The following is a 26,222-nucleotide window of genomic DNA, read 5'->3' as shown; positions in this document are numbered from 1 at the left end:
CTGTTATTGCCGTCCCGTCGCTTCCGGTTACTGTGACAGAGTGGCCACCGGCCGACCCCGCCGACGCGACAGCCGTTGCACAGCAGCGCGACGAACTGGTCGCGGCGGTCCGTGACCACGCCGGACAGGTCGCCTACCAGCTCGCCCGGCTGGAAGGCGGCGACTACGGGCAGGCTGACATCGAGACCGACCGCGGCGAGTGGACCGTCAAGTACGAGGGTGGCGATCTGGAGTACCTCCGGTTCTCGCCGTCGCGTGGCTCCGATGTGTACGTCATCTCGACCAAACAGCCGCCGGAGCCCGAGCCGCTGGCGGCCGCGCTCGCCGATTACGATGCCTTCGTCGATGGGTTCAACGACTACGTCGCGTCGCTCGACGGCGTGCTCGACGACGTGTCGACGGAGTTCCCCGACATCGCGACCACCGACGGCGTCGTGACCGAACGCGACCGTGTTCTCGGCCGCATCCGAGAGATCTGTGACCAGATTGCTCGGGAACTCCAGCGCTACGAGGGCGGCGACTACGGGACCTTCACCGACAGAATCGGGGGCACGCGCTGGGAACTGAAGTGGGACACCGACGGCGCGTCGTATCTCCGCGTCGGCGGGAGCAACGGCCTTTATTTGCTTTCCCAGTACGAACCGCCTTCGGCGGCCGACATCCGCGAGTACGCTCCACAGTTCGCGGATTTCGTCGACGCCTACAACGACCACGTCGAGGAACTGGAATCGGACCTCGGAACCGTCGAACTCTGAACCGGCACAGCCACCGTCGGCGGGGCAGCGCTCTACTCGGTGAGCCGATAGCGTGTCGGCTCGACAACGCCTTGGTTTCTACGTAATCGCTGTACTGCAACCGAATTACTGCAAAATACCACCGAAAGATATGTCGGCAGTATTTTCAGGGGGCCTCACCCAAGCCGGAGGTATGAGTTCGACCGAAACCGTCGACAGTTCGGCTGTGAGCAAGGGGACAATCGGTGACTACGTCGAAGCGATGGGGCCGTCTTGGATTGCGGGCGCAATCGCCGCCGGCCCGGCCACGATTGCCAGTCTCGTCACTGCGGGCGGCGCGTTCGGCTACAGCCTCCTGTGGGTCGTCGTCCTCTCGGCGGGTGCGGGAGCGCTGGCACAGTATCTCGCGATGCGGCTGGGACTGCTGACCGAGCGGGGGATCGTCGCCGTCGTCGAGGACTATATCGGGGAAACGTGGGCGTGGCTGCTGGTCGGCGACGCAGTGCTTGCGGCCGGCGTGGCACAACTGGTAATCATGAAGACCGTCGCCACGGTGTCGGCGACAGTAACGGGAATCGACGCACGTATCTGGGGCGTCGCTTGGGCGCTTCTCCTCGCAGCGGGACTGGCTGGCGGCGGCTACCGGTTCCTCGAACTGGCCGCGAAAGTCCTTGTTCTGCTGGTCGTCGTCGCGTTCGTCGCCAGCCTGTTCGTCGTTCCCATCGACGCCGGCGCGGCGGTGGCCGGACTGGTACCGACGGTTCCGTCCGGGAGCGCGCTGGTCGCGGCCGGTATCCTCGGTGGCGCGGTCCACATCACGCTCATCACGATGCACTCCTACACGATGCGAGCCCGGGGCTGGACTCGCGAGGACTACGACCTCGCGACGGTCGACGTGGGGGCGTCCATGCTGGTGGCGTTCGGGGTCTACAGCCTCGCCATCTTTCTGGTGACGGCGAGCGTGCTCACCTCCGGCGACCTCACGACAGTCGGCGCTGCGGAGGCGCTTGGCCCGCTGGTCGGCGACAGCGCCCGCTGGCTGTTCCTGCTCGGGCTCTGGGGTGCGGCCGTGTCGACGCTCGGCGGTAACACTATCGTCCCACCGTTCCTGCTCGCCGACAAGCTCGGCTGGGGCACCACTATCGAGGACAGCCGCTACCGCGGACTGCTCGTCGCCGTGGCGCTGCTGTCCGCACCCGGCGCGTTCATCGGCGGGAACGTGTTGGGCCAGCTCGTTCTCGTGCTCGCGCTCGGCACCGTCGGCACGCCCTTTGTCATCGCGATCGTCCTCTATCTCCTGAACTCCGACGCGGTCCCGGAGTCGAACTCGCTACTGGCTAACGTCGGTGGACTTGCACTGATCACTGTTTCGGGTGGGCTCGCCGCGAACTTCGTCGTCGAACAGCTCGGCGGCGGTATCGGTCCGCTCTCCGGGTTCGTACTGGCCTTTGCCGTCGCGCTCGGGCTCGCCATGGTCGGCCTCGGCGGGAAGTTCCTGCGGGAGGAACGCCTCGCGTGACCGGTGTCGAGTTCCCGCTTTCCGGGTCGACGCTCGTCACCGGTCCCTCGAACGCCGGTAAGACGCGGACGACCGCCGCCGCGCTTGACACTTGGCTCGACAGCGAGGGACCCGAGGGCGTCGTCGTTCTCGATTTCGCGCCCGAACTCGAACGGGCCGGGAAGGTCTTGGGCGGCCGCCTCGACCGATTCGTTACGCTCCCGGAGCCGGTCTGGGTTGGCCGAATTGACGCCAGCGCGCCGCGAGCCGAGAGCGAGACGGACGATCAGGCGGTCGCACTCGCCCGGGAGAACGCCCGCCGTGCCGAGCGACAGCTTGACGCGCTGCCGGCGGACCCCCGAGCGGTGTTCGTCAACGACGCGACGATTCCGTTTCAGCACGAGGGCGCTACAGTCAGCCGGCTCACTAGATACTGTGACGGGGCAGATGTGACCGTCCTCAACGCCTTCGAAAGTGACGAACTGGGCGTTGATGACCCGGTGTCTCGGGCCGAGCGGGACGCCGTCGCTCGGCTTCGGGCCTGGGCCGACCGGACCGTCGACCTGTCGTAGCGTCCCGTCAGACGCCGACTGGACGCGTCAACGGCTGGCTACGGCCCGCCGTGTTCTCGGAACCAGACGCGCTCTCCGACCGGGCTTTCGTCGTCGCCGATGTCCAGTCGACTGACGAACAGGTCGCGAATGGCCATGGTAACGACGAGTTCAATCGGCTCGCCGGACTCGTCTTCAACAGTGACGGTACAGTGGCCGTTTTCCTCCACTATCTCAGCGACTGTGCCGACTGTCCATCGGTCACGGTGGTGTGATGGCTCCTGTGCGTGAATGCGGTCGTGATTCATAGAAACTGCTGTCCGTGTCTCACCGATTCCACTCGTAGAACCACCACGCGCCACCGAGCACTATCAGGCCGATTCCGAGCGTCGAGGTCGCGGGCTCCGGGATAATAAACAGCACGAGTCCAATGAGTACCATTCCGACCGGTTCGAGTTCGTCGAGATACTGGATGATGTCCATATCTCACCCTTCACCCGCCTGCCGTATAGAGGTTCGTCTGGCTATCGGGAAGAGAGCGAACCGAGAACGGTGACCGGGTCAGCGGAAGCGGAACGTTTCGAGGTTCTCCGGCGCGAAGGTCCGGATGTTCTGGTCGTGGTACAGCGACGAGGAGAGGTCCTGTGTCGCGGATTCGTCGCCGTGGACACAGAGAATTTTCTCCGGTCGGGGGTTCATCGTCTTCACGAAGTTCTCAAGCCCCTGCCGGTCGGCGTGGCCGGAGAAGCCGTCGACCGTCTCGACAGTCATCTCAAGCGGAACCGTTTCGCTGCGCCCGCTGCCGCCGACGGGAACTTCGTCGATGCCGCGCTGGATTCGATTGCCGAGCGTCCCCTGCGCCTGATAGTCGACGAAAGTGAGCGTCGAATCCGGGTCGGAGCCGAGTTGTTCGAGCCAAGACATGACCGGACCGCCAGTGAGCATTCCGGAAGTGGAGAGGATGATACAAGCATCGCCGTCGGCGATGTCCTGTCGCTCCTCGTCGCCGTCGATGTGATTGAACTGGTCGGCGAGGAACGGGTTCCGGTCTTCGTCGAAGATGCGGTCCTGCAGGTCATCACGGAGGTACTCTGGGTAGGTCGTGTGGACGGCTGTCGCCTCCCATATCATCCCGTCGAGGTGGACCGGCATCTCGGGGATATCGCCGTTTCGCATCGCCTCTTCGAGGACGAGCATGAGTTCCTGTGACCGCCCGACCGCGAAGGTCGGAATGAGAACCTTGCCGTCGCGGTCGTGCGCGTTCTGAATGATCTGTTTGAGCTTTCGCTCCGAGTCCTCCTGATCGGTCTGGTAGTCGTTGCGGCCGCCGTAGGTCGACTCCAGCACGAGCGTCTCGACTCGCGGGAAGTCGTTGACCGCGCCGTCGAACAGGCGCGTGTCGTCGTAGTGGATGTCGCCGGAGAAGGCGACGTTGTACAGGCCGTCGCCGACGTGGAAGTGACACACCGACGAGCCGAGGACGTGGCCGGCGTTGTGCAGGGTCAGCTTGATGTCCGGCGCGATGTCCGTCACGTCGCCGTACTCAAGCGGGATGGTGTGTTTGATCGCCTCTCGAACCATCTCAGAGTCGTATGGCGGGGTGCGGCCGTCGTCCGCGGCGGTGTCCAGATAATCGAGCGTCAGCAGGCCCATCAGGTCCCGCGTCGGCTCCGTACAGTAGATGGGGCCGTCGTAGCCGTACTCAAAGAGTAGCGGAACGAGCGCGGAGTGGTCCAGATGTGCGTGGGTCAGCACGACGGCATCGATGCCGTTGGTCCCGGCCCCGAACGCTTCCGGGATGTCCAGATACGGCTGTTCGCCGTTCGATCCGGGCTTGTTGCCACAGTCGATGAGGATGCGCGTGTCCGGCGTCGAGAGGATAAACGCGGAGCGGCCGACCTCCCGACAGGCCCCTAGGGTCGTGATGCGGACGTACTCGTCGTCGGACATCGGCTCGCGGTGGATCTGCCGGCCGACGCGTTCGAGGATATCCCGTCGGTCCTCGCGCTCCTGTTTGAGGAAGTTCCGGACGTTCTCGACCGTCGAGGACTCGATGGGGGGCGTCCGAACGACTTCGGGTGTCCACCCGACCTCCTGTGTGATCTCACGCAGGGTCGCGCCGCGCCGGCCAATGACGACGCCGGGCTTCTGTGCCTGAACGACGACTTCGCCGGTGTCGGTGTGGAAGCTCAGGTCCATGACGCCGGCTTCCTCTGGGATGAGTTCCCGGATCGCCGCCTCGGCCTCGGCTGGCGGGGCCAGTACGTCCGGGTCCGGGCGGACCGTGATGCGTTTACGGAGTTTCGACGCGAGCCGGCGAACGAGGTCGCTGTTCGCGGCGAACTCCTTCGGGTCCCGCGTGTATATCACGAGTTCCGGTCCCTCGTAGGTGACATCCGAGACTGAAATACGGCGCGGGACTTCGTCGTCGATCGTTGCCTTCACGTCTTCGAGTTGCTTGTCTACAGTGCTCATAGCTCAAAACGGGGTGTCATCCCGGTAGCGGGGCCGTCCACGGCTGGTGCGGGCCGACCTAGTGCCGCGGGATGTACGCTCTCTAATAAAGTCATCAGTTATCGGTGAGTTGCCTCCGGACGTGGAGAGATGTCCGGAAAACCGTCCTCTATTTCCCAGTATTCCCCTCGTGTTATAAAAGCCTTCGCAATACGGCGGTCGTGACTGTCCCGCAGTCGCCGCTGCGCGTGCCCACAAGCGGTAAACGCGCACTGTGAGATACTCAACCATGCGACTGACACCTGCGGCCGTCCACAAAGAGTACGAGTGGGTACAGGAACGGGGTAGCGAGGTTGTCCCGCTGGTAAACGAAACGCGAGCCCACCTCGGCTCTCAGTTCGATGTCAACGTTGACAGGCTCACAGACGACGCCTACACGGCCGCTATCGGCGAGGTGTTCGCCGACGGCGACCGGGCGGTCAACGTCGCCGCGCTGGTCCGTCTGCTTCGAGAACTGGACGTCGAGAGCGATTACCCGGGCTTCGTCGTCGACGAACTGCTGGGCCGTGAGCTGGCAGCGATGATTGCCGGCGGGCAACCGCTCCGGCTACTCGCGGAGGCCACCTTCCACGTCGCAGACGTTCGAACCCATGGAGACGACACGGAAACCGCCGGCGCTGACGATCTCGACGCCGCGCTCGCGGCCGGAGTCCAGACGCGGGTCCCGGGCTGGCCGTGGCAACGCACGGAGAGTCCGTTCGCTGTGGAGTGACCCCGCCAAAGAGTCTGGTATCGGACTGTTGCCCGGCTCCGGCATTTGTTATCTCCCTAAAACTTATTTATAATATACATTTCGGGGAACAAATATTACTCTGGTAGGCAAATCTGGTAAGTACACGGATAGCACTCCTACATGTTTGGTGAGCAGATTCCGAGCCAGTGTCCGAAATGTGGGTCGGTGGATGTCCGGATAAACAGGGTGGCACCGTCCTCTCACGAGCGCGGGGACGAGTGGCGTATCCGTGCCGAGTGCCGCGACTGTGACGAGTACACCGAGTGGTTCAAATAGGGGCAAGCGCGGCAGCATGGGGTTCCGTCGTAGGTGGGAACTGCGACCATCGCCGGACGTCGCCTCGTACCAACAGGTGTCCGACGCCGAATCGTGGAGTCACGGCAATTTTCGGCAAAAATCATCGGTCGAGCGTCTGGAGCGACTGCCAGCCGACCCGAGCTACTGTTTGAGCCCCATTGGCTGAGCTGTCAGTTGCCTGAAAACGAAAACGAGGGCGTCGTCAGGAACGCCGTCTCGTACCCCTCGTGACGGGACACCTGCGGTGGGGCAACGATGTCGACACCGACAGACGGCTCCTGCGCTGTCGTCTCGACGGTTGCGCCGTAGTGATATCCGAGTTCGGGATGGACCGCGGCGGTCAGCGCGTCGTCAAACACCGTCTCACCGTTGGTGTCTACGGTTCCGTCGAGAGACATCATCGGAAGGGGGACGCGGTTGTACGGTGTCCGAGCCGAGACGGCGAGATACGACTCCCCGTCGGCGAGGAATTCGGCGTCCCGAAGCCATGTGACGGCGTAGACGCCGTCGCTTCCTTTGTCTGTTCCGAGCACTGTTCCGGGGAGCGCAGATACTTCGGGGACTTGCGATGTCGGCACCATGTCCATATTCATCAGGTCGACCGCCGCGCGTTCGCCCTGTGTCTCGGGGAACTCCTCGAAGGAGAGCTGATCACGACTGTTCTGTGCGAAGTCGAACTCGACTGTGGCCTCGCCGGCCTCGCCGAACCGTCCCTCGAAGGCCCCCAGCCGACGTTCGCTCATTCCGTTGACGCGGACCGAAAGCTGGTAGACGCCGTCACCGTCCAGCGCGTAGTTGTCTCCGTAGTGAAACCCCATGTTCTGAGAGATCATCGGCCATGGAGACTTGTTTGCGACCGTCTCGCCGTCGCGCTCAATAGTGATCGAGAGGCCGGCGGACACCGGGAGGACCATTTCCGTCTCGGGGTCCCAGACGGTCGCCATCAGGTGGAGGCTATCTTTGCTCCGGATGTCGACCTTCTCGGCCGTCGTCCCAGTCACGGTCCAGAAGCGGTGGGGAAAGGAGTAGCTCAGCCCGACCATGTACTCGCCCGCCTGTGCCATCCCGGCCATCCCCATTCCCTCAGCGTGGGTGGGGCGGTACGTGGCGTCGGGGCGGTTCTCGACCAGCGGTGGGGCGCGTGTCGACTGGGAACTCAGCGAACCACACCCCGCCAGAACCGTCGTGCCGGCGAGACCGGTACTGGCGAGGAACTCTCGGCGATTCATGGACCGCCTTTGGGTCCTCGTCTGAAAGACCGTTCTGGTACGATAGCCGAATTCCGTGGCGGGACCCGGACGACACAAGACCCGTCTTCGGTCAGTCCACTCGCGGGTCAGTCGAGAACCGCGAGCCGGTGTCCTGACCAGATCAGTCAGGCCGGGTCGGCCGGCGGGAGTGCCCGCAGGTCCCGCGGCGGGAGCAGGTAGTTCCCGCGTCGCGCGACGGTCATGTACTGGAGAATGCCGTTGTTCACTCGCTGGCCGACAGCGGAGTCGTTAGCGACGTCTGTCCCGTTCATCGCCTGTTTCGTCGCGACGAAGTCGGCAATAGAGCGCTGCAGCGAGAGGAAGTGCAGCCCTGCTTCGCCGCCGTCGGTCGAACTAAAGTCCCGGCGGAGAATGGTCGGCGTCCCGTCTTCTCTGACGCGGGACATCTTCTGTGCGTGGCCGACGACGCCGTCCCGTCTACCGCTGTCAACCACGTCCTCGGGACACTCGCCAGCCCCGTTGTCAGTGCCGAGGTTCTCGCCGACGCCTTCGACCTTGTCTTCGGCGGCGTGGGCCGGACAGAACATCTTCGAGACGCGCTGGTCCCGGGAATCCTGTTCGTACCACTGCTGGAGTTGCAGTCGGATTTTCGAGAGGTGCTGGGTCGTGCCGCCTGCGAACGGCCCCGAATCGACCGTCACGCGGTCCTCGGAGGCCTGATTCTCCTTGAACCCGGATTTGAACCCCATGAACAGCGGGGCTTCCTCTGGGACCGGTTCGGAGTCCGGAACCCCGTCGATGTCCTGCTTCTCAGCGGGCAGGCCGGCCCCGACGAATCCCGTCCGTCGCTCCGCCTCGCGAAAGATGCCCTCGAAGGTAGCACTTATTTCGTGGTCGTTTGCGGTATCTCGATTGCCCTTGAGCGCTTCCTCGGCCTCGATGACGACGCGCTCGTCGTCACTAGCGAGGTGAAGCAGGGCGTCGGGCGTGTCGAGTTCGGGGTCTTCAAACGGGGCAAGCGCCATTGGCTCGGGCAGGTCGACGCCGGCGACGTCGGCCTCGAAGCGGTCGAAGTAGGCCGGACTGTACCCGAGCGTGAACAGCAGCCCCTCGTTACTCCACTCGTAGGCCTGTTCGAGACCTCGAAGCGCTGCCTCGGCCTGCTCGCGGTCGGCGTCCGTCGGCGTCCCGTCGCCGGTGTAATCCAGTAACAAGAGGACGTGGTGGCGCGACAGTCGGTGGTTCCCCGCGTCGTCGGTCGCCAGTGACGTGTCCCACGCGTGCTGGCGCTCCGGAAGCGACGAGGGGTCGTCGGTTCCTTCGGGCACCGTCCCCGACCCGCGGTCGAGGCAGGCGGCCAGCGCCGCGGTGCCGCCGATGGCGACGGCGCTTTTAGCGAACTCGCGTCGGGAAATCCCGCGTTCAGTCATCACCCAGTCTATGGACCGCCCGTCCAATTGGGTTGTGGTACGGGACTCGAAATCGGTCGGTCTGCCGTGGCAGTCATCGGGCTAGCCGCTCTCGAAGAGACGGTCAAGTAACCGGGCGAAGCGATCCGACAGGCGCTCGGAGGCCGTGGGGTCGACCGCTGTGAGCAGTTCGACAGTCAACTCCGGCCGGCAGAGCGCCAGCGTCACCCGGCCACTGTCTCGGCGCTTTTCGACGATATCGTATTCGACTAGGCCGCTGAGGTGGTGTTCGAGCGTGCTCCGGGCGATATCGAGGTGGTCGGACACCTCGCTGGGGCGAGCGGTCTCGCACTCTATGAGCGTCACGAGAATGTCTCTTGCCGTCTCCCGCCGGAGGAAGGCGATGGCGTGGCGCTCCCAGAGACCAAATGACGCCGGGTAGTAGTGCGTGCGCCCGTTGACTGACTCGCTGTGAACGCGGTCAAGCCGGGCCAGATGGTACTGGACCTGTCCCGTTGCGAGGTCCAGTGCCCGCGTTAGTTCTCGGAAGTGAACACCAGGGTTCGACTCGATATGCCGGTGGATTCGGGCTCTGGTGTCGCTCATAGCCCCTCCTTGTTGAGGCGTTTCTCGACTGTCCGGGCGTAATACACTGCACCGAGGACGAGGACGACAAAGAGGGTATCGAGCGCGTGTTCGATAAAATGGTGAGTCGGTTCTGAGACCACAGCGAACCCTGACAACAGTGCGATGAGTGGGCGGGCAAACAGCGCGGTGAGTGCGAGCACAATCAACAGATACGCACGAGTCCCGCGCTGCCGGTACGCCACCAGAGCGAGCCCACACAGGACCGCCCCGGCTACAGCGGAAAGGACAACGACGGCGGCGATGTCCCAGTTCCCGGCACCGAGGTCGCCCCCAATACTGAGCGGTTTCATCAGGCGCTCACTTCGGAACCACGGTGCCTCAGTCGTTCGGTTTTGCGCGACTTTTTTATCGGACCGCTGAGACGTGGCGGTATGGACTGTATCGGCTTCATCTGCGAGCCAGAGCATTCGGTGTTCGGTGCCGTCGCAGAGCGACTCTCCGCACGGGGGTTTGACATCCAGTTTCTCCGCCCCGGAAACCCGGTATCAGAAGCCGATATCGACGACTTGGCCGCGCTCGTCAACACGACGCTCCGGCCCGAGTCGTTCAGCGCGCTTCGGTACGCTGACAGAGTCGGCGTCGAAACGTGGAACGGGTTCCTGCCGACGACGGCGCTGTCTTGCCGACTCGTCGCTCTCCACGGGCTGGAACAGGTCGGCTGTCGGGTCCCGACAGTCTGGTTCCAAAAGCCCGATTGCGACTACGTCGCCCGGACTCGCTACTCTTGGGACGGCGTGCCGGAAGCCAGCGGCGAAGGCGATTTCTATCAGGCCCGGGTCCGGGATGAACCGGTCGAGTACAAGTACTTCGCCGTCAACGACGGCCGCGAAACTCATTTGCGAGCGATTCAGGTCCGGTCGGAAGTCACCGGACTGGACCACGTCATCAGCGAGGAAACCGTCGAGGTAACGCTTGCGGCCCGTGTCCGGGAGTTACTGGACCGATTCGGCGCACGCGCACTGAGCGTCGAGTTCGTCGAGAGTGAGTCGGAGTTCTACGCCCAAGCGGTCGACCCCGCACCGGGATTCGCCGGAACCGGGATGGAACGCCGCGTCGCCGACTCTATCGCCTCGCTAACGACAATCGGTGCCTGAATGACCCGATGATGCGTCGGTTGGTATCAGGGCACAAGATTATACAGGTAGACCGACGTGGTGGCAACCGGAGCTTCACATGAGCACGTTCGTTCATCTCATCGCGGATTACGGCCCGGCCGACCCGGCCTTTTCAGAGGTCGTCCACCGTCTCACTGCCGCCGACCCGACGATAACCGTCCAATCGACCGAAATAAAGCCGTTCTCGACGGTTGCCACTGGATTCTGGATCGCTCAGCTCGGCCTCCACAATCCCCCGTTCGACGACCTGCTGATCTACTCGAACACAGCGCCACGAACCACGGAGTCGACGCCGGAGCGGGCCGACAGCGGCGGTCCGCTGTGTTATCTCGAACTGGACAACGGCGTCCCCGTCATCGCCGTCGACGCCGGCTACAACCTCTCGTTTATCGCCGACCATGCCACGACCTTCCGCGAGATCGAACTCCCGGCGGACACCGGCCAGTTCCGCTCACGGGACGTATTCCCGCGGCGAGTCGCCGAAATCGCGAACGGAAACCGCTCCTCGCTCGGTGCGGAGCGGTCACTCGATGACGTGCCGGCCCCGCCCGAGTCCGTGGTCTGTCACGTCGACGGCTACGGGAACGTCAAAACCTCGATCCGCCACTCGGCGTTCACACCGGGGAGTGACACGGTCACTGTCGAACTCAACGGCGAGTCTCGGGAGGTCGTTGTCAGAAACGCCGTGTCAGACGTTCCGGAGGGTGCTCTCGCCATCGTTCCCGGCTCGGCAGGCGGTGGGGACCCCTATCAGGAGCTATTCTTGCGCGGCGGGTCCGCAGCGGCGGCCTTCGGAGACCCTGTGCCGGGGGACGAACTGACGGTTCTGGCCTGACGGTTTCGGCGGACACCGAACACTAGTCCCGGCCGCGTGCCAGCGCCTCACCACCCTTCGGGGAGTTTATTAGCGCCGTGGGCCACGACACACCTAATGAGTGGCGAGCAGGAACTCGGCATTACCGAGAGCAAGGAGCATTCACCCGGCGAGTGGTACGCCGAGGTCGTTCAGAAGGCCGGCCTCGCGGACTACGCCCCCATGGGCGGGTTCATCGTTACGCGTCCGCGTGGTTACGCCATCTGGGAGCGTATCCAGAACAACCTCGACGGCTGGTTCAAGGACACCGGCGTCCAGAACGCCTACTTCCCGCTGTTTATCCCTGAGAGCTATCTGGAGAAGGAGAAAGACGTCGTCGAGGGGTTCGATCCCGAAGTCGCGTGGGTGACCCACGGCGGCCACGACGAACTCGAAGAGCGCCTCGCCGTCCGGCCTACTAGCGAGTCCATCATCGCGCCGTTCATGGCCCAGTGGACCCGCTCGCACCGGGATCTCCCGATGCGATTGAACCAGTGGTGTTCGGTCGTCCGGTGGGAGGCCACCGAGACGAAGCCGTTCTTCCGCACGAAGGAGTTCCTCTGGCAGGAGGGTCACACTGCCCACGCCGACGAAGACGGCGCGTGGGAGGAGACGATGACTCGACTGGATCAGTACGCCCGCCTCTACGAGGAGGTTATGGCGATGCCGCCGCTGAAGGGCCGCAAGCCGCCCCACGACAAGTTCCCCGGGGCGCACACGACGACAACCATCGAGACGCTAATGCCTGATGGCAAGTCCGTGCAGGCCGCTACATCACACTACCTCGGGACCTCGTTCGGCGAGGCGTTCGACATCACATACGCCGACGCCGACGAGGAAGAGAACACCGCCCACACGACATCTTGGGGGCTGTCTTGGCGCGCGATGGGTGCGCTCATCATGACCCACTCCGACGATCAGGGGCTCGTCCTCCCGCCCGCACTCGCGCCCGATCAGGTCGTCGTCGTCCCTATCTGGCAGGAGGACAATCAGGAGGAAGTCGTCGACTACGCCGCCGACCTCGCTGCCGAACTCGACGAGGCCGGCGTCCGCGTCGAACTGGACGACCGCGAACACCGCAATCCCGGCTTCAAGTACAACGAACACGAACTCCACGGCGTGCCGCTCCGGGTCGAAATCGGCCCCCACGAGGTCGAGGACGGCGAGGCGACGCTCGTCCACCGCCCCGACGGCGAGACCGAGACGGTCGACCGCGACGGCATCGCTGACACTGTCACCGACCACCTCGACACCGTCCACGCAAAGCTGTACGCCGACGCCGAGGAGACGCTGGAGGGCGAGATCCGCGAGGCGGAGTCCCGCGAGGAGATTCTGGGAACCATCGGCCAGCACGGCGGCTACGTGAAATGTGGCTGGTGTGGTGACGAGGACTGTGAAGAGCCGATCAAGGACGCTATCGCCGCGGAGATCGTGATGGTTCCGCTGGACCGCGACGAGGAGCCGATCCACGACGACTGCGCCATCTGTGGTGAGGATGCCGAGGAAACGGCGTACTTCGCGAAGAGTTACTGAGAGCCGTTATCGCGGCGACTGATCCAGAAACGCGTCGGCTTCGGTTCGGCCCTTTTCGATGAGGTCCTTGATGAATCGGGGGTCACGGTCACGTTTCGAGGCCGCTGTCAGCTTTTCATCGAGGACCAGTCGCCGAATCGCCATGTGCTTGAACTCGTCCGGGAGCTACCCTTTTTCCACCCAGTCGTTGACTTTCCGGACGAAGAACAGTTCCTGATTCAGCGAGAGATTTCCGGACAGTTCCTGCCGGCGGTCGGTGATCTCCGCCAGCGACTCGTTCAGCAGGAGCGAGGGCGTCGTCGCGGCGACATCACACCAGAGGGTCTCCAGTAGATCACCGGTATCGTCGGGCCTCTCACTGAGGAGGCCGTAGCAGGCTGTGACTGCACACAGAGCCACCGGAGGTGCCACTCAATCCCGCGAGGTTGTCCTCGGTGTCGACCGCTGGCAGGAGTCGCTGCAGCGCACCGGCTGTAAACGTGCTGTGGCTGCCGCCGCCTTGACAGGCGATAGCGACGCTGGGACCCTGACCGGACATGGTTTAATTCATATACAAGGGGACTGTATAGATGCTTGCCGGCCGACTGATACTGTCGGCTGTACTTCCGTGAAGCATATCGCTCCTTCTGGGTAGCAAGTACTTCACGAAGGGACAGCCCACAGTATGAAGGAAGGATGGGGTCGGGGAGCGTGTGACATTTTCCTCCGTGCCCCCGATGATCACTGCTGCCCCTATGTATATAAATCGCCGTCAGACTACAGTCATACAAACGCCAAACGGCGAACAGATACCGTCGTGGGAACTATACGTAAACCGAACAGTCTGGGTCAGCAGTGGTGAGCTGGCAGCCCTGTGCTGACCGACCAGTCGGGACTGCACTGTCGGGGGACAGCGCGCGACTGATTCGGCGGTGCATACGTTGTGGTGAGCGTGAGATATTAAGACCTTATATATTTCTCTGTCGCTGTGATCGATAGATATCCGGAACCAACACAGTTATATCTCGACCCATGTTATCAGCTGCCATGGACGACGTGTTTGTCGGACGAATTATGTCATCGCCTGTCACCACTGTTGCCGCCGATGCGAACGCGAAAGCGGTCGCCAAGCGGATGCTTGACGAGAACATCAGTTCTGTTGTTGTCGTCGATGATGGCGGAGGGGTGTTGGGGATTCTCACCTCCACGGATTTCGTCGAGATCGCCGCAGAGGGTGGCGACACGACAGGGCTAGACGTGTCTGAGTTTATGACGACGGATCTGGTCACAGTAACGGCAAACGACCCTGTTGAGGTGGCCGCAGACCTGATGCTGGACCACAGCGTCCATCACCTCCCTGTCGTCGATGAGACGGAAGGAGTGGTCGGAATGTTAACGACAACTGACATGACGGCCTACGTTTCGGGTATCGAGCAGTCATCTGCGCCCGTACTCGGCTGAGCACCATGTGAACCGCCAGCCTTCGGACGATCAGTTATAAACCAAGATACAGTTCGAACAATCGTTATAAATATATATTCCCTAATGTGGGGTTAAACAACACTAATACCATTAGGATTACCCTCTTATAGTGGCATCCCCAGTCGTGAAACACATGGTTGAGCGACAGACAGGTCTCTCTGCAGGCGACGCCGGGCTTGCAGATCCCACGGACGAACGGTCGAACTGTGGTGTCGGGGTCGTCATGGACCTCGACGGCGACAGCGACCACTGGGTCGTATCGGACGGACTCGAACTCCTCGACAACCTCGAACATCGAGGGACGACAGGAGCCGAGCAGGACACGGGCGACGGAGCGGGCATCATGCTCCAGATTCCACACGAGTTTTTCGCTGCCGAAGTCGACGCCGACCTCCCGCCAACTGGCGAGTACGCTGTCGGCACGCTCTTTCTCCCGAAGGACGACGAGGTCGCCGCGAGTCTGAAAGACCTCGTCGAGACGGAACTCGCCGGAGACGGTCTGGACGTCCTCGAATGGCGCGACGTGCCCACGGACAACAGCGACCTCGGCGCAACGGCGCTCGAATCCGAGCCAGACATCGTCCAGTTTTTCGTCACCTCCGCGACGGACAAGACCGGCGACGCCTTCGAGAACCAACTGTATGTCGGCCGCCGGTCGCTCGAAAACACCGTCGAAGAAGAGAAACCAGCGGGCCACGAGCGCTTCTACGTCGTCTCGCTCGCAACCGACGTCGTGGTGTACAAGGGCCTGCTCAAGGCCGAACAGCTCGAAGACTACTACCCTGACCTCGAAGACGAGCGGATGCAGTCGACGTTCGCGATGGTCCACGCCCGGTTCTCGACGAACACGCTGGGCGCGTGGCACCTCGCGCATCCGTATCGCCGCGTCATCCACAACGGCGAGTTCAACACGATTCAGGGGAACATCAACTGGATGCGCGCTCGGGAGACAGACATCCAGAGCGACGAGTTCGAGGGCGATCTGGAGCAGATCAAGCCCATCATCGACGACCCTGAGCAGTCAGACACCGCGAGCGTCGACAACGCCCTCGAACTGCTACTGCAGGGCGGCCGTGACCTCCCGCACGCGCTGCGGATGCTCATTCCCGAAGCGTGGCGCGGTGAGATGAACGACGTGACCGGCGACCGGCGTGACTTCTATGACTACCACGCCTCGCTGGTCGAGCCGTGGGACGGCCCGGCGCTCGTTGCTGCGACGGACGGCGACCGCATCGGCGCGGTGCTGGACCGGAACGGCCTCCGCCCGTGCCGCTACGACGTGCTGGAGGACAACACGCTCGTGATGTCCTCCGAAGCCGGCGCGCTGGAACACGATGCCAGCGAGATTCAGGAACGCGGCCGACTCCAGCCCGGACAGTGTTTCCTCGCTGACCCCGAGGAGGGACGCGTTATTCCTGACGCGGAAGTGTTCGAGGACATCGCCGACGACAAGTACGGCGAGTGGGTCGCCGAGGAACAGGTCGACATCGACGACGTGGCCGACCGCGAGGACAACGCCCCACGCGACCCGTCGGACGCCCTCCGGAGCCATCAGGCCATGTACGGCTACACCTACGACGAGGTAGATCACCTCATCGAGCCGATGGCCGAGAAGGGCAAGGACCCCGTCGGCTCCATGGGCGATGACACGCCGCTGTCGGTCCTCTCGCAGTTCAACCGCCCGCTGTTTACCTACTTCAAGCAACTGTTCGCGCAGGTGACGAACCCGCCGCTTGACTACATCCGTGAGGAGCTCGTCACCTCGCTTGAGTCCCGACTGGGCTTCCAGCGGAACCTCCTCGACGAGAGTCAGGACCACGCCCGCCAGCTCGTCCTCGACTCCCCGATTCTCACCGACGAGGAGACGGAGTCCATCAAGTATCTGGATGCAAACGGCATGTCCACGAAGGTCATCGACATCACCTACGAGAAGGACGGTGACCTCCGACAGGCCGTCGAGGACGTGCGGGCCGAGGCCGACGCTGCGGCACAGGAACACGATATTCTCGTGCTTTCAGACCGGGGCTCGGGCGAGGACCGCGTGCCGATTCCGAGCCTCCTCGCGGTCGGCGGCGTTCACCACCACCTCGTCCGCAACGGTCTCCGCAACCACGTCGGCATCGTCGTCGAGTCCGGTGACCCGCGTGCGGTGCATCACTTCGCGACGCTCATCGGCTATGGGGCCGGCGCAGTCAACCCCTACCTAGCCTATCAGACCATCGACGATCTGGTTGCCGGGCCGGACGGCGCGGACCTCGCAGATGCCATCGACGCCTACATCACCGCCGTCGAGGACGGTCTGCTGAAGACGATGGCTAAAATGGGAATCTCCACCGTGGAGTCCTATCAGGGTGCCCAGATATTCGAGGCCGTCGGCCTCTCCTCTGACTTCATCGCGGAGTACTTCGAGGGAACGACCTGCCGGACTGAGGGCATCGGTATCGAGGACATCGAAGACGACCTCACACAACGCCACGAGGTCGCTTGGAGTGAGGAAGAGCCCGATATGCCCCGGCAGGGCGAGTACGAGTTCCGCTCGAACGGCATCCACCACCAGTGGAACCCCAACACGGTCGGCAAGATTCAACAGGCCGTTCGCATGGGCGACTACGACACGTACAAGGAGTTCGCCGAGCTGGTCAACGACCAGAACGAGGAGCTCCAGACGCTTCGGGGCCTGCTGGAATTTGACTCCGACCGCGAGTCTATCCCGGTCGAAGACGTGGAGTCGGTCGAGGATATCGTCGAACGCTTCGAAACGGCCGCGATGTCGCTCGGGTCGCTGTCGCCCGAGATGCACGAGAACAACGCCATCGCGATGAACCGGCTCGGAGCCAACGCTAACACCGGTGAAGGTGGTGAACCGCCCGAGCGCTTCGACACGGAGAAGGAGTGTACGACCAAGCAGGTCGCCTCCGGCCGCTTCGGCGTCACCTCCGATTACCTCGCGTCGGCCGACGAGCTCCAGATCAAGATGGCACAGGGGTCAAAGCCCGGCGAGGGCGGCCATCTGCCCGGCAAGAAGGTCAACGAGATGATCGCCCACGTCCGGTACGCGACGCCGGGCGTCGGCCTCATCTCGCCGCCGCCGCTGCACGACATCTACTCCATCGAGGACCTCAAGCAGCTCATCCACGACCTCAAGGCCTCGAATCCCGAGGCAGACATCAACGTCAAGCTGGTCTCGGAAGACGGCATCGGGACCATCGCGGCCGGCGTCGCCAAGGCCAACGCCGACGTGGTCCACATCTCGGGCCACGACGGCGGGACCGGCGCGTCGCCCAAGACCTCGATCAAGAACGCCGGGCTCCCGTGGGAACTGGGCGTCTCCGAGGCCAATCAGATGCTCCGAGCGACCGGCCTGCGCTCGCGCATCAAGGTGACGACCGACGGCGGCATGAAGACCGGCCGCGACGTGGCCGTCGCCGCCCTGCTCGGTGCCGAGGGGTACACCTTCGGGACCGCGTCGCTGGTCACGTCCGGCTGCGTGATGGCCCGGCAGTGTCACGAGAACACCTGTCCGGTCGGCATCGCGACGCAGAACGAGAACCTCCGCGAGCGGTTCCCCGGCGAGCCACAGCACGTCATCAACTACATGACGTTCGTGGCACAGGAACTGCGGGAGATCATGGCCGAACTCGGCTTCGAGACCATCGACGAGATGGTCGGCCGGCCGAACGTGCTCAAACAGCGCGACGACGTGTCTCAACCGAAGGCCCAGAAGCTCGACCTCTCTTCTGTCATCGCGGAGCCGGCCGACAACGACGGTCGCTACAAGCAACGCGAGCAGACTCACGAGGTCGACGAACAACTCGACTGGGACCTCATCGACGCCGCTGAAGACGCCATCTACAGCGGCGACCCGGTCGCCATCGACACCGACATCACCAACGTCGACCGCGCGGTCGGGGCGACGCTTTCGAACCGCATCTCCCGCGAACACGCAAGCGACGGCCTCGCGGACGACACTATCCGGGTCGACTTCGACGGCACGGCCGGCCAGTCCTTCGGCGCGTTCCTCGCACAGGGCGTGACGATGGAGCTGACCGGGACGGCTAACGACTACGTCGGCAAGGGCTTGTCGGGCGGGAAACTCATCCTGAACACGCCTGAGAACGCCCCCTTCGACCCGACGGAGAACATCGTCATCGGCAACGTCGCGCTGTACGGCGCGACTCAGGGCGAGGCCTACGTCAACGGCATGGCCGGCGAACGCTTCGCCGTCCGCAACTCCGGCGTCAAGGGTGTTGTCGAGGGTGTCGGCGATCACGGCTGCGAGTACATGACCGGCGGCGCTATCGTCGTGCTCGGCGAGACCGGCAAGAACTTCGCGGCCGGCATGTCCGGCGGCGTCGCCTACGTCTACGACCCCGACGACGAGTTCGCAGCGAAGGCAAACACCGGCATGGTGTCGCTGTCCGATGCGCTCGAAGGGAAAGACCGGCAGATGATTACCCGACTCGTCGAGAACCACGCCGCCTACACCGACTCCGACCGCGCGGCCGAATTGCTCGATGACTGGGACGCCGAAGTGGAGAACTTCACGAAGGTGATGCCAGACGCATACGCCGAGGTCATCGCCGACCGCGAGCGCGACGACGTGCGCAACGAACCGCCGGCAGAGGCCGCGCCGAGCGCCGAAGCCGCCGAGGCCGACTTCGCCGCCTCGACAGACGACTGAAGCGCTGCTGTTCGGCTCTTCTGGATCTCAGCCGGCAATCCTCGCTTTTTTGCCCACAATCGAGGGGGCAGTCTGTGAGCCGTGATGGGACACTGTGACAATCAACCGCTGCCCCTATAGCCGTCGGGCCGAAGTGCGGGACATGGTCCCTGTAAACCAACCGTGGTATCGTATCGGAGCACAGCATGAGTGACATCCCGGGTCCTGACCCCGATTCCGGCTCGGGCATCGACATCGATGTTGGCCGCGGCCTCCGCATCGGCGTCAGCGTCGTCGTTGCAATTGCTGTCGCAACGGCCCTGTTCGGTGGCTACCATCAGGTCCCGGAAGGCCACGTCGGCGTCCAGAAATCGTTCGGCGCGGTGACCGGCGATGAACTCCAGCCGGGCGCGCACATCATCGTACCGGTCAAAGACTCCGTTCAAGACGTCGAGATACGGCCGCGAACGTACACCATGGCCAACACCGAGGGTGAAGGAGACAGGGCGGCACAATCCGATGCCGTGACCGTCCAGACGGTCAACGGAACGACGGTTGACATCGACATCACCGTCCGGTACAAGGTCGAAGAAGCGGACGCATCAGGGTTTGTCATCCAATGGCGGAACGTCGAGCAAGCAGAAGAGCGACTCATTCGACCATCCGTCCGTTCGCAACTCCGCGACGAAGCCGCCGGTATCCAGACAAGTGAGATATACACCAGCAACGGCCGCGAGCGGCTTGGTGAGGCGGCACAGCAGAAGCTCAAATCCGCGTTCGAGGGCGAAGCGCTCGTCCTCGAAGAGGTGCAGGTCCGTGATGTCGATCTCCCGGACTCGTACGATCAGGCGCTCAACGACAAGGAAATCGCAAAGCAACGCGTCGAAGAGAAGCAGTTCGAGATCCAGCAGGCCAAAGCTGACAAGAAACGGCAGGAAGTCCAGGCCGAGGCCGATGCCCGGGTCATCGAGATTCGCGGTGAAGCGCTTCGGGACAACCCGGTCGTACTGAAACAGCAGTACGTCCAGAGCATCGACGATTCGGATAAGGTCATTCTGGCGACTGACGACGAGGGGACACCGATAATCCTGCAGACTGGCAGAAGCCGCGGCGGAAACACCTCCAGTGCCGATGCAGGGTTCTCGACAAACGTGACGAACGCGACGGCTGGGAACTGATCGCAGGCACGAGGTAGCGCCTCGGTCGTTTTTATTCCGCTGTGCCGCTCGCCGGTGATGACGACTGGTTCTTGCTTGGAGCGGTATCGATATCGGGACGGACCGTACAGCGTCCCTGCCGAGTCATGCAGTCAACTCCTGTCGGATAATAACCGCGTTTGACGGGGTGTGCACTACTCGGACGGTCACCGTATCGCCCGAGAGCAAATCACAGTCCCCGCCTGCTATCCGGAAAACGATCACGTCTCCCGGGCGGAACTCGTCTGTAACTAGCGCCCCGGTATCATCGGCACCGCGCTCCGTGAGCGAGCCAGTACTCTCGTCGAAGATATCGTCGCCCTCGATGTTGTCTCTCTGTGGCCGATCACCGGATTTCGCCGGGAGATTGACTAACCGCCCGTGTTTTTCGGTCCCGTCGCCGCTACATTCGGCACTGACTGCCACTTCGATCTCTGAGACACGGACGACATCTCCAGCAACGTTCGTGATCCGGACGATGCCCCCGTCGAACCCATCCTGTGCGGCGAACTCACCCTCCGATTGGCCGATTACAGGCGCGGTGTCATCCAGTTTCTCCGCGAGGCCAAGCGTCGCCACTGACAGCACCGCTGCAAGAACGACAGTTACCGCCACGAGGAGGATAACTGAAATGACCGAGGAGACAGCACGAAACTCACCTGCCACTGGGTCTATTACTCGCTGGCTACGTAAAAATATCCGCAACGGGAGCGTCGTGAGATGTCACTCTGAACGGAGACTTCGAGACCTAGCTTGCCGTTCTGCGGAAAACCGGTTCCCAGTCGCTCCAACAGATAAACGGCATCAATCGACGGACCCGCGGCAGACTCTGGCGGTGAGCCACACTGTTTTGCTGGTCCCGTCCGAGCACGGTGTATGGATAGTGTCCTCGTCATCGGCGGCGGTCGGTTCATCGGCCGGCACACAGTCACAGAGTTCCGCGACGCAGGCTACGACGTGACGACGCTCACCCGCGGACAGCGTTCAAACCCGTTTGCAGACACCGCTGTCGCCCACATCCAAGGTGACCGACGCGAGCGGGAGGCACTCGAAGCCGCTCGCGACCGAGTCGACCCGGATGTAGTCGTCGACTGTGTGGCGTACTTCCCGGACGATGTCCGAGTGGCGACCGACGTGTTCGCCGATGTCGACGCGTACGTGTATATCTCAAGTGGCGCGGCCTACGGTGCTGAACGGACGCCCAAGCGAGAGGGAGAGACGCCGCTTGCAGGCTGCACCGCTGAGCAGGCCACAACCGACAGCGCGGCGACCTACGGGCCACGGAAGGCCGAAGGCGACCGCGAGGTGTTCGCCGCCGCCGAGGACGGTGTGCGGGCGATGAGCGTCCGACCGACCGTCGTCTACGGCCCCTACGACTACACCGAGCGGTTCGCCTACTGGGTCGACCGGATTGCCGAGTACGACCAAGTGGTCGTTCCCAGCGACGGCCTCAGCCTCTGGCAGATGGCCTACGTCGAAGACGTGGCGAGTGCGCTCCGCCTCGTCGCGGAGCGAGGGACGGCCGGCGAGGCCTACAACGTCGGCGACGAGCACGCACCGACACTCCGGGAATGGGTCGACCTGCTCGCCAGAGTGCACGACACGTCTGTCGAGGCCATCGGCGTCGGCGAACGCGAACTCGCGGCGGCGGGGCTTGCCCCCGACGATTTCCCCATCTACCGCGACTCACCGCATCTGTTGTCGACGGCAAAACTGCGTGAACTGGGCTGGTCGTCGACACCCCATGAGACGGCGCTGGCCGTGACCGTCGCCGAACATCGGGAAAACGACCGAACCGGCCGGGAGTTCGGGCCTGATCGGGAGACGGAGTCAGCGCTTATCGACCGCCTGACAGAGTGACTCCTACGCTCGGCGCAATGTCGTATGCTTGACCTCGTAGTCTTCGAGGAACGCGCCGTACCCGCCAACAGTGATCCGCTCCTGTCCCGTGTCGATGACCAGCGAGTTCTCGAAACCGAAGTCACTTCTGGTCGGTTCAAGCAGGTTCTGCCGGACATCGACCACTTTGCCGGTCAGCATCTCGAACTCGCCGTCTGAGCCTGTCGGCCGGGCATACAGGTCGGCGACGACGGACTCACCAGCACGGAGCGCGAGCGTCGTCGTGAACACGACGTGGCGGAACATGTCGTACCGGACCGGGAGTGACGGCGGCCGCGAAACCAGGACTTCCTCGCCGATTGGCCAGTAATTGCCCAAGTAGGAACCGACCAACACCGCCGCGACGGCCTCCTGCGTGAACGTAATCGCATTCGTCTCGTCGTGGTCCCAGCTAAGCATCGTCGCCGGGGAAACGAGCCCGCGCTGCTGGTCCGTCGCGAGCAGTGAGGGTGCGCCGTCGAGGCCGAGCCGAACCGCGTTGGCGACGCCGTCCAGTTCCAGCGGCATCGATTCGGGGTCGTAGCCGGATAGCGTCAGCAGTACGAGGATGCCCCGTTCGCGAGCGCGGCGCAGCGGCTCGCGGAGGTCGGGCAGTCGGCGTGCCGGGAGCTGGAGCACGACCTCGCAGTCGGCGGCGTCGATGTGTTGCTCCAGCCGCTTGACAATGGTCGGTCTGGACTTGACCACCTCGAAGGAGTTGTCCTCAGTCGAGTTATCCTCGTACCGGGATTGGACCGCTGTCTCAAGCGTATCCAGTTCGCGTTTCAGCGCGCCGAAGGCCTCCGAGGGAGGCGTCGCACGGATGACTGTCGGCGTCCGGTGGTCGTCGACGGTGACGAAGCCGTCCGCTGCCAGCGAATCACAGATGTCGTACACGTAGCTCGTAGAGATACCCGCGGTTTCAGCCACCGTCCGGGCCGTTGCCGGTCCCGTTTCGACGACGGCGAGATACGTATCGGCCTCTGTCTCGGAGAGTCCGTACTGCTGGAGTCGGTCCCGAACTGTCGCGTTCGGCTGGCGTGTGAAGTCAGGCATAGTGAACGGGTCAGAGCATGTCGGATGGTCCCATATTACAGGGCCGCCGTGTCAGTTCGTGTCTCCGAGAGTATATAACAACTAGTGGGAGCGGGCCGACGTGTGTCGACGCGGGGTAGTGGTCTGCGGGATAGTGCTGTCCCCGAAACAGGCGGTATTAGACCGCGGTGGCCCTCTCAGGAACGCCGGCGAACCTCATCGAGGAGGTCGACGACGTCTTCCATCGTCGGGTCGCGATTGTTGTTATTCTCGTTACCGTTGTTTCCGTTACCGTTATTCCCGTTTCCGTTACCCCGACCGGGGTTGCCGCCAGAGCCATCGGGGAGGCCCGGAACGGGGTCCGGGTCGGTGATGCTCGCCGTGTTCTGCACGGTCAGCGTTGTCGTCGGGCCGTCCTGGCCGACAGTGAGTTCGTACGCACCGGCTTCGACGACCTTCGGGGCGAGTCCGAGCACGTCACCGGGCACGACTTCCAGCGCAGTGAGGTCGGCGGGCACGTCCACTGTGGTCGACTCACCGGAATCCAGTGAGACACGTTCGTAGCCGAGCAGTCGGCGCATCGGCTGGAGAACCGAGCCGTAGGACTGGGTGTTGAACACCTCGACGATGTGTTCGCCGGCCATGTCACCGGTGTTCGTCACCTCGACGCTGACGGTCACCTCGGACTGATTAGCCGGATTGCCGACGGTGGGCTGTGTGACCGAGACGTTCCCGTACTCGAAGTCGGTGTAGGAGAGCCCGTGGCCGTACTCGAAGATGGCTGTGTTGTCCGTCGCGCCCGTCGACGTCGGGTCGTAGCGGTTGTACTGCACGGGCGTTGTGCCGACGTTCTCGGGCCAACTGAACGGGAGCTTGCCCGAAGGATTGTTCTCGCCGACCAGCGTCTCGGCGATGGCGACCCCGCCGTCACTGCCGGGCTGACCGGCAAACAGGAGGGCGTCGAGCTGCTCGAACGTGTCCGGGGAGCCCCGCGGTGCGCCGGCGAGCATGACGCCGATAATCGGCGTCGAATCGTCGGTGGACTCGACGACAGTATCGAGCAGTGCCTGCTGGGCCTCATCAAGGACCAGTTCGTCCCGGTCGCCGAACCCTTCGTTGTGGGTCCCTTCGCCGATGACGACGACGACGGCGTCAGAGGCGGGGGCCGCCGACTCGACCTGTGACCGCTGTTCGTCGGTGAAGTCGAAGTTCCCGTTCTCGTCGCTCTGCTGGTTCTCGCCGTCGCCTTGGCCGTTGAACCAGGTCGTGTTCTCGTACGACGTGGGGACGTGCGTGAGACTCCCGACACGGGAGTCCAGTTCGTCGACGAGGAGGTTCTGGCGGGGATACGGACCGCCGGCGCTGGCCCCCTGCCAGCCGAGCGTCCAGCCGCCGTGTTGCATCAGCGCGCGGGTGTTGTTGCCGTCGGCGTCGACGCCGGGCCCGGTCAGCAGGACGCTCTCATCGCCCGAGAGCGGGAGCGTGTCCTCGTTGTTTTTCAGGAGGACCAGCGACTCCTTGGCCATCGTTTCGGACGCCTCCTGTGCGCCGCCGAGGACGTTCTCGATGCGGGATTCGTCGACCGTCGGCTGCTCGAACAGGCCGAGGTCGACCTTCAGTTCGAGAATCCGTCGGACCGCTTCGTCGATGCGCTCCATCGGAATCGCGCCGTCTTCGACGAGGCCCACCACGGTGTCGATGAACTGGACCGGTCCCGGTGCGTCGCCGCCGTTGCCGATCATGTACATGTCGACGCCGGCGTTGATGGCCATCTCCGTCGCCGTCTCGAAATCGGGCGCGTAGTCGTGGTTCGTTATCATTCGGTTCAGGTCGTCCCAGTCAGAGACGACCATCCCCTCATAGCCGTAGGTGTCTCGGAGCAGCGTCGTCAATAGCCAGTGAGAGGCATGTGCCGGAACCCCGTTTATCGCGCCGCTGTTGACCATCACCGTTCCGGGCTCAGACTCTAGCGCCTCACGGTACGGCGGGAAGATATTCGTCCGGAGGTCACGCATGGATGTCGAGGCCGGTGCGCGGTCGTTGCCGTTGTTCGGGATAGAGTAGGCGGCGAAGTGTTTGACACACGCCGTCAGCCGGTCGTCGTTCTCCAGTGCCCGCGCCCGGACTCGTGAGACATCCGCTTCGAGTTTCGGGTCCTCGCTGATGCCCTCGAAGAAGCGGCCCCAGCGGGGGTCCCGCTGGAGGTCCGTCGTCGGCGCGAACGTCCAGTGAGCCCCCATCGACGCTGTCGAGTCGCTCGTGTGGCGTTCGGCCTCCGCGATCAGATCTAGGTCTCGCGTCGCACCCATGTTCAGCCGCTGGGGGAACACCGTCGCGCCCTCCAGCAAGCCGTTCCCGTGTGTCGCGTCGACGCCGTAGAGGAACGGGATGTCGTGGTCGGCGTTCTCCAGATTGTACTCCTGTAGGGCGTTGATACCCTGAACCACTTCGTTTGCGTCGAAGCTCGGCGGCTCGGCCCCACCCGAAAGTATCGACCCGATGCCGAGTTCGCTGAAGTACTCGCCGACTGTGTCGACCCCGAAGCTGTCCGGGACGTTCGATTCCTCCGGCTCCGCCTCGAAGGAGCTAATCGCGACCTGTGTCATCTGGGCCGCTTTCTGCTCCAGTGTGAGGTCCTCGATGAGCGTGTCTACGTCCTGTTGCGCCGCAGCGGTCCCAACACCTGCGCCGGTCGCGGCCGCCGCCGTGGCCACTCCGGTCGCTTTCAGAAATGCCCGCCGAGACGCTCGCATGCCGTCGTCAGTCGTGTCATGTGCCATGACAGGCGCACCCAAACAGTGATGTTAATAATTGTTTTTGGAAAACTGGTGCGAGATAGTTGTCAAGAGATTTCAGTTGCCGTCGCAGTCGAAGCCCCCATTACACCTAAACTGTT

General features: G+C 63.4%; 21 protein-coding genes and 1 pseudogene. 11 read left to right on the top strand and 11 right to left on the bottom strand.

Annotation, left to right across the window (positions count from 1 at the left end):
* The first annotated feature begins 32 nt into the window (after positions 1-32).
* The 3 genes from Har1129_RS10465 (at position 33) to Har1129_RS10455 (ending at position 2,804) form a co-directional block, all read left to right on the top strand.
* Positions 33-755, top strand: a complete 723-nt coding sequence (locus Har1129_RS10465; protein WP_151100600.1) for a hypothetical protein — start codon at positions 33-35, stop codon at positions 753-755.
* A 172-nt stretch (positions 756-927) separates the two neighbouring features.
* Complete coding sequence (locus tag Har1129_RS10460; protein WP_151100599.1) at positions 928-2,253, top strand: divalent metal cation transporter; 1,326 nt, start codon at positions 928-930, stop codon at positions 2,251-2,253.
* Positions 2,250-2,804: a hypothetical protein gene (locus Har1129_RS10455; RefSeq protein WP_151100598.1), complete on the top strand. Its 555-nt coding sequence runs from the start codon at positions 2,250-2,252 to the stop codon at positions 2,802-2,804. Before Har1129_RS10460 ends, Har1129_RS10455 begins: the two co-directional genes overlap by 4 nt.
* 38 nt (positions 2,805-2,842) lie before the next feature.
* On the opposite strand, the gene Har1129_RS10450 is transcribed toward Har1129_RS10455, so the two are convergent.
* The 3 genes from Har1129_RS10450 to Har1129_RS10445 all read right to left on the bottom strand — a co-directional run bounded on the left by Har1129_RS10450 (position 2,843) and on the right by Har1129_RS10445 (position 5,258).
* Positions 2,843-3,091, bottom strand: coding sequence for a hypothetical protein (locus Har1129_RS10450; RefSeq protein ID WP_151100597.1), 249 nt, complete (start codon positions 3,089-3,091; stop codon positions 2,843-2,845).
* A 19-nt stretch (positions 3,092-3,110) separates the two neighbouring features.
* Positions 3,111-3,266, bottom strand: coding sequence for a hypothetical protein (locus Har1129_RS20580; RefSeq protein WP_004963115.1), 156 nt, complete (start codon positions 3,264-3,266; stop codon positions 3,111-3,113).
* 78 nt (positions 3,267-3,344) lie between these two features.
* Positions 3,345-5,258 (bottom strand): beta-CASP ribonuclease aCPSF1, encoded by a 1,914-nt coding sequence (locus tag Har1129_RS10445; RefSeq protein ID WP_151100596.1) that lies wholly within the window; start codon positions 5,256-5,258, stop codon positions 3,345-3,347.
* 268 nt (positions 5,259-5,526) lie between these two features.
* Here Har1129_RS10445 and Har1129_RS10440 point away from each other — a divergent pair, with 268 nt between their 5' ends.
* Positions 5,527-6,009 carry a hypothetical protein gene (locus Har1129_RS10440; protein ID WP_151100595.1) on the top strand — a complete coding sequence of 161 codons (483 nt, stop codon included), beginning with the start codon at positions 5,527-5,529 and terminating at the stop codon, positions 6,007-6,009.
* Between the two features lie 488 nt (positions 6,010-6,497).
* On the opposite strand, the gene Har1129_RS10435 is transcribed toward Har1129_RS10440, so the two are convergent.
* From Har1129_RS10435 to Har1129_RS10420, 4 genes are all read right to left on the bottom strand, one after another.
* Positions 6,498-7,556: a hypothetical protein gene (locus Har1129_RS10435; protein WP_151100594.1), complete on the bottom strand. Its 1,059-nt coding sequence runs from the start codon at positions 7,554-7,556 to the stop codon at positions 6,498-6,500.
* A 146-nt stretch (positions 7,557-7,702) separates the two neighbouring features.
* Entirely contained in the window at positions 7,703-8,968 is a 1,266-nt protein-coding gene (locus Har1129_RS10430) for a Dyp-type peroxidase domain-containing protein (protein ID WP_151100593.1), read from the bottom strand.
* 81 nt (positions 8,969-9,049) lie between these two features.
* Positions 9,050-9,553, bottom strand: coding sequence for a winged helix-turn-helix transcriptional regulator (locus Har1129_RS10425; protein WP_151100592.1), 504 nt, complete (start codon positions 9,551-9,553; stop codon positions 9,050-9,052).
* The gene (locus Har1129_RS10420; protein ID WP_151100591.1) at positions 9,550-9,885 is read right to left on the bottom strand and encodes a hypothetical protein; all 336 of its coding nucleotides are present in this window, start codon (positions 9,883-9,885) and stop codon (positions 9,550-9,552) included. Before Har1129_RS10420 ends, Har1129_RS10425 begins: the two co-directional genes overlap by 4 nt.
* Positions 9,886-9,966: 81 nt before the next feature.
* Between Har1129_RS10420 and Har1129_RS10415 the strand changes: the two genes are divergently transcribed.
* The 3 genes from Har1129_RS10415 to proS all read left to right on the top strand — a co-directional run bounded on the left by Har1129_RS10415 (position 9,967) and on the right by proS (position 13,096).
* Positions 9,967-10,689, top strand: coding sequence for a hypothetical protein (locus tag Har1129_RS10415; protein WP_151100590.1), 723 nt, complete (start codon positions 9,967-9,969; stop codon positions 10,687-10,689).
* 79 nt (positions 10,690-10,768) lie between these two features.
* Positions 10,769-11,545: an S-adenosyl-l-methionine hydroxide adenosyltransferase family protein gene (locus tag Har1129_RS10410; protein ID WP_151100589.1), complete on the top strand. Its 777-nt coding sequence runs from the start codon at positions 10,769-10,771 to the stop codon at positions 11,543-11,545.
* A 96-nt stretch (positions 11,546-11,641) separates the two neighbouring features.
* Entirely contained in the window at positions 11,642-13,096 is a 1,455-nt protein-coding gene (proS, locus tag Har1129_RS10405; RefSeq protein ID WP_151100588.1) for a proline--tRNA ligase, read from the top strand.
* 6 nt (positions 13,097-13,102) lie between these two features.
* On the opposite strand, the pseudogene Har1129_RS10400 reads toward proS, so the two are convergent.
* Positions 13,103-13,634 (bottom strand): annotated as a pseudogene (locus Har1129_RS10400) (patatin-like phospholipase family protein).
* Positions 13,635-14,122: 488 nt separating this feature from the next.
* Here Har1129_RS10400 and Har1129_RS10395 point away from each other — a divergent pair.
* The 3 genes from Har1129_RS10395 (at position 14,123) to Har1129_RS10385 (ending at position 20,395) form a co-directional block, all read left to right on the top strand.
* On the top strand, positions 14,123-14,536 hold the full coding sequence (locus Har1129_RS10395) for a CBS domain-containing protein (RefSeq protein ID WP_151100587.1): 414 nt from the start codon (positions 14,123-14,125) through the stop codon (positions 14,534-14,536).
* Between the two features lie 154 nt (positions 14,537-14,690).
* Positions 14,691-19,238 (top strand): glutamate synthase large subunit, encoded by a 4,548-nt coding sequence (gene gltB / locus Har1129_RS10390; protein ID WP_151100586.1) that lies wholly within the window; start codon positions 14,691-14,693, stop codon positions 19,236-19,238.
* A gap of 185 nt (positions 19,239-19,423) precedes the next feature.
* Positions 19,424-20,395, top strand: a complete 972-nt coding sequence (locus tag Har1129_RS10385) for a prohibitin family protein (protein WP_151100585.1) — start codon at positions 19,424-19,426, stop codon at positions 20,393-20,395.
* Positions 20,396-20,518: 123 nt separating this feature from the next.
* Here the strand turns inward: Har1129_RS10385 and Har1129_RS10380 are convergent, their stop codons facing one another.
* Positions 20,519-21,079 carry a type IV pilin gene (locus Har1129_RS10380; protein WP_151100584.1) on the bottom strand — a complete coding sequence of 187 codons (561 nt, stop codon included), beginning with the start codon at positions 21,077-21,079 and terminating at the stop codon, positions 20,519-20,521.
* Between the two features lie 210 nt (positions 21,080-21,289).
* Here Har1129_RS10380 and Har1129_RS10375 point away from each other — a divergent pair, with 210 nt between their 5' ends.
* Positions 21,290-22,273, top strand: coding sequence for an NAD-dependent epimerase/dehydratase family protein (locus Har1129_RS10375; protein ID WP_191906153.1), 984 nt, complete (start codon positions 21,290-21,292; stop codon positions 22,271-22,273).
* A gap of 3 nt (positions 22,274-22,276) precedes the next feature.
* Here Har1129_RS10375 and Har1129_RS10370 read toward each other — a convergent pair whose 3' ends face one another.
* Complete coding sequence (locus tag Har1129_RS10370) at positions 22,277-23,347, bottom strand: TrmB family transcriptional regulator sugar-binding domain-containing protein (RefSeq protein ID WP_151100582.1); 1,071 nt, start codon at positions 23,345-23,347, stop codon at positions 22,277-22,279.
* Between the two features lie 176 nt (positions 23,348-23,523).
* The gene (locus Har1129_RS10365) at positions 23,524-26,106 is read right to left on the bottom strand and encodes a glycoside hydrolase family 3 N-terminal domain-containing protein (protein WP_151100581.1); all 2,583 of its coding nucleotides are present in this window, start codon (positions 26,104-26,106) and stop codon (positions 23,524-23,526) included.
* Between the last annotated feature and the right edge of the window lie 116 nt (positions 26,107-26,222).

Origin of the sequence: Haloarcula sp. CBA1129, assembly GCF_008729015.1 — an archaeon.
GTDB lineage: Archaea > Halobacteriota > Halobacteria > Halobacteriales > Haloarculaceae > Haloarcula.
The sequence above is the reverse complement of the archived record's forward strand: the minus strand, read 5'-3'. Positions and strand labels throughout refer to the sequence as shown.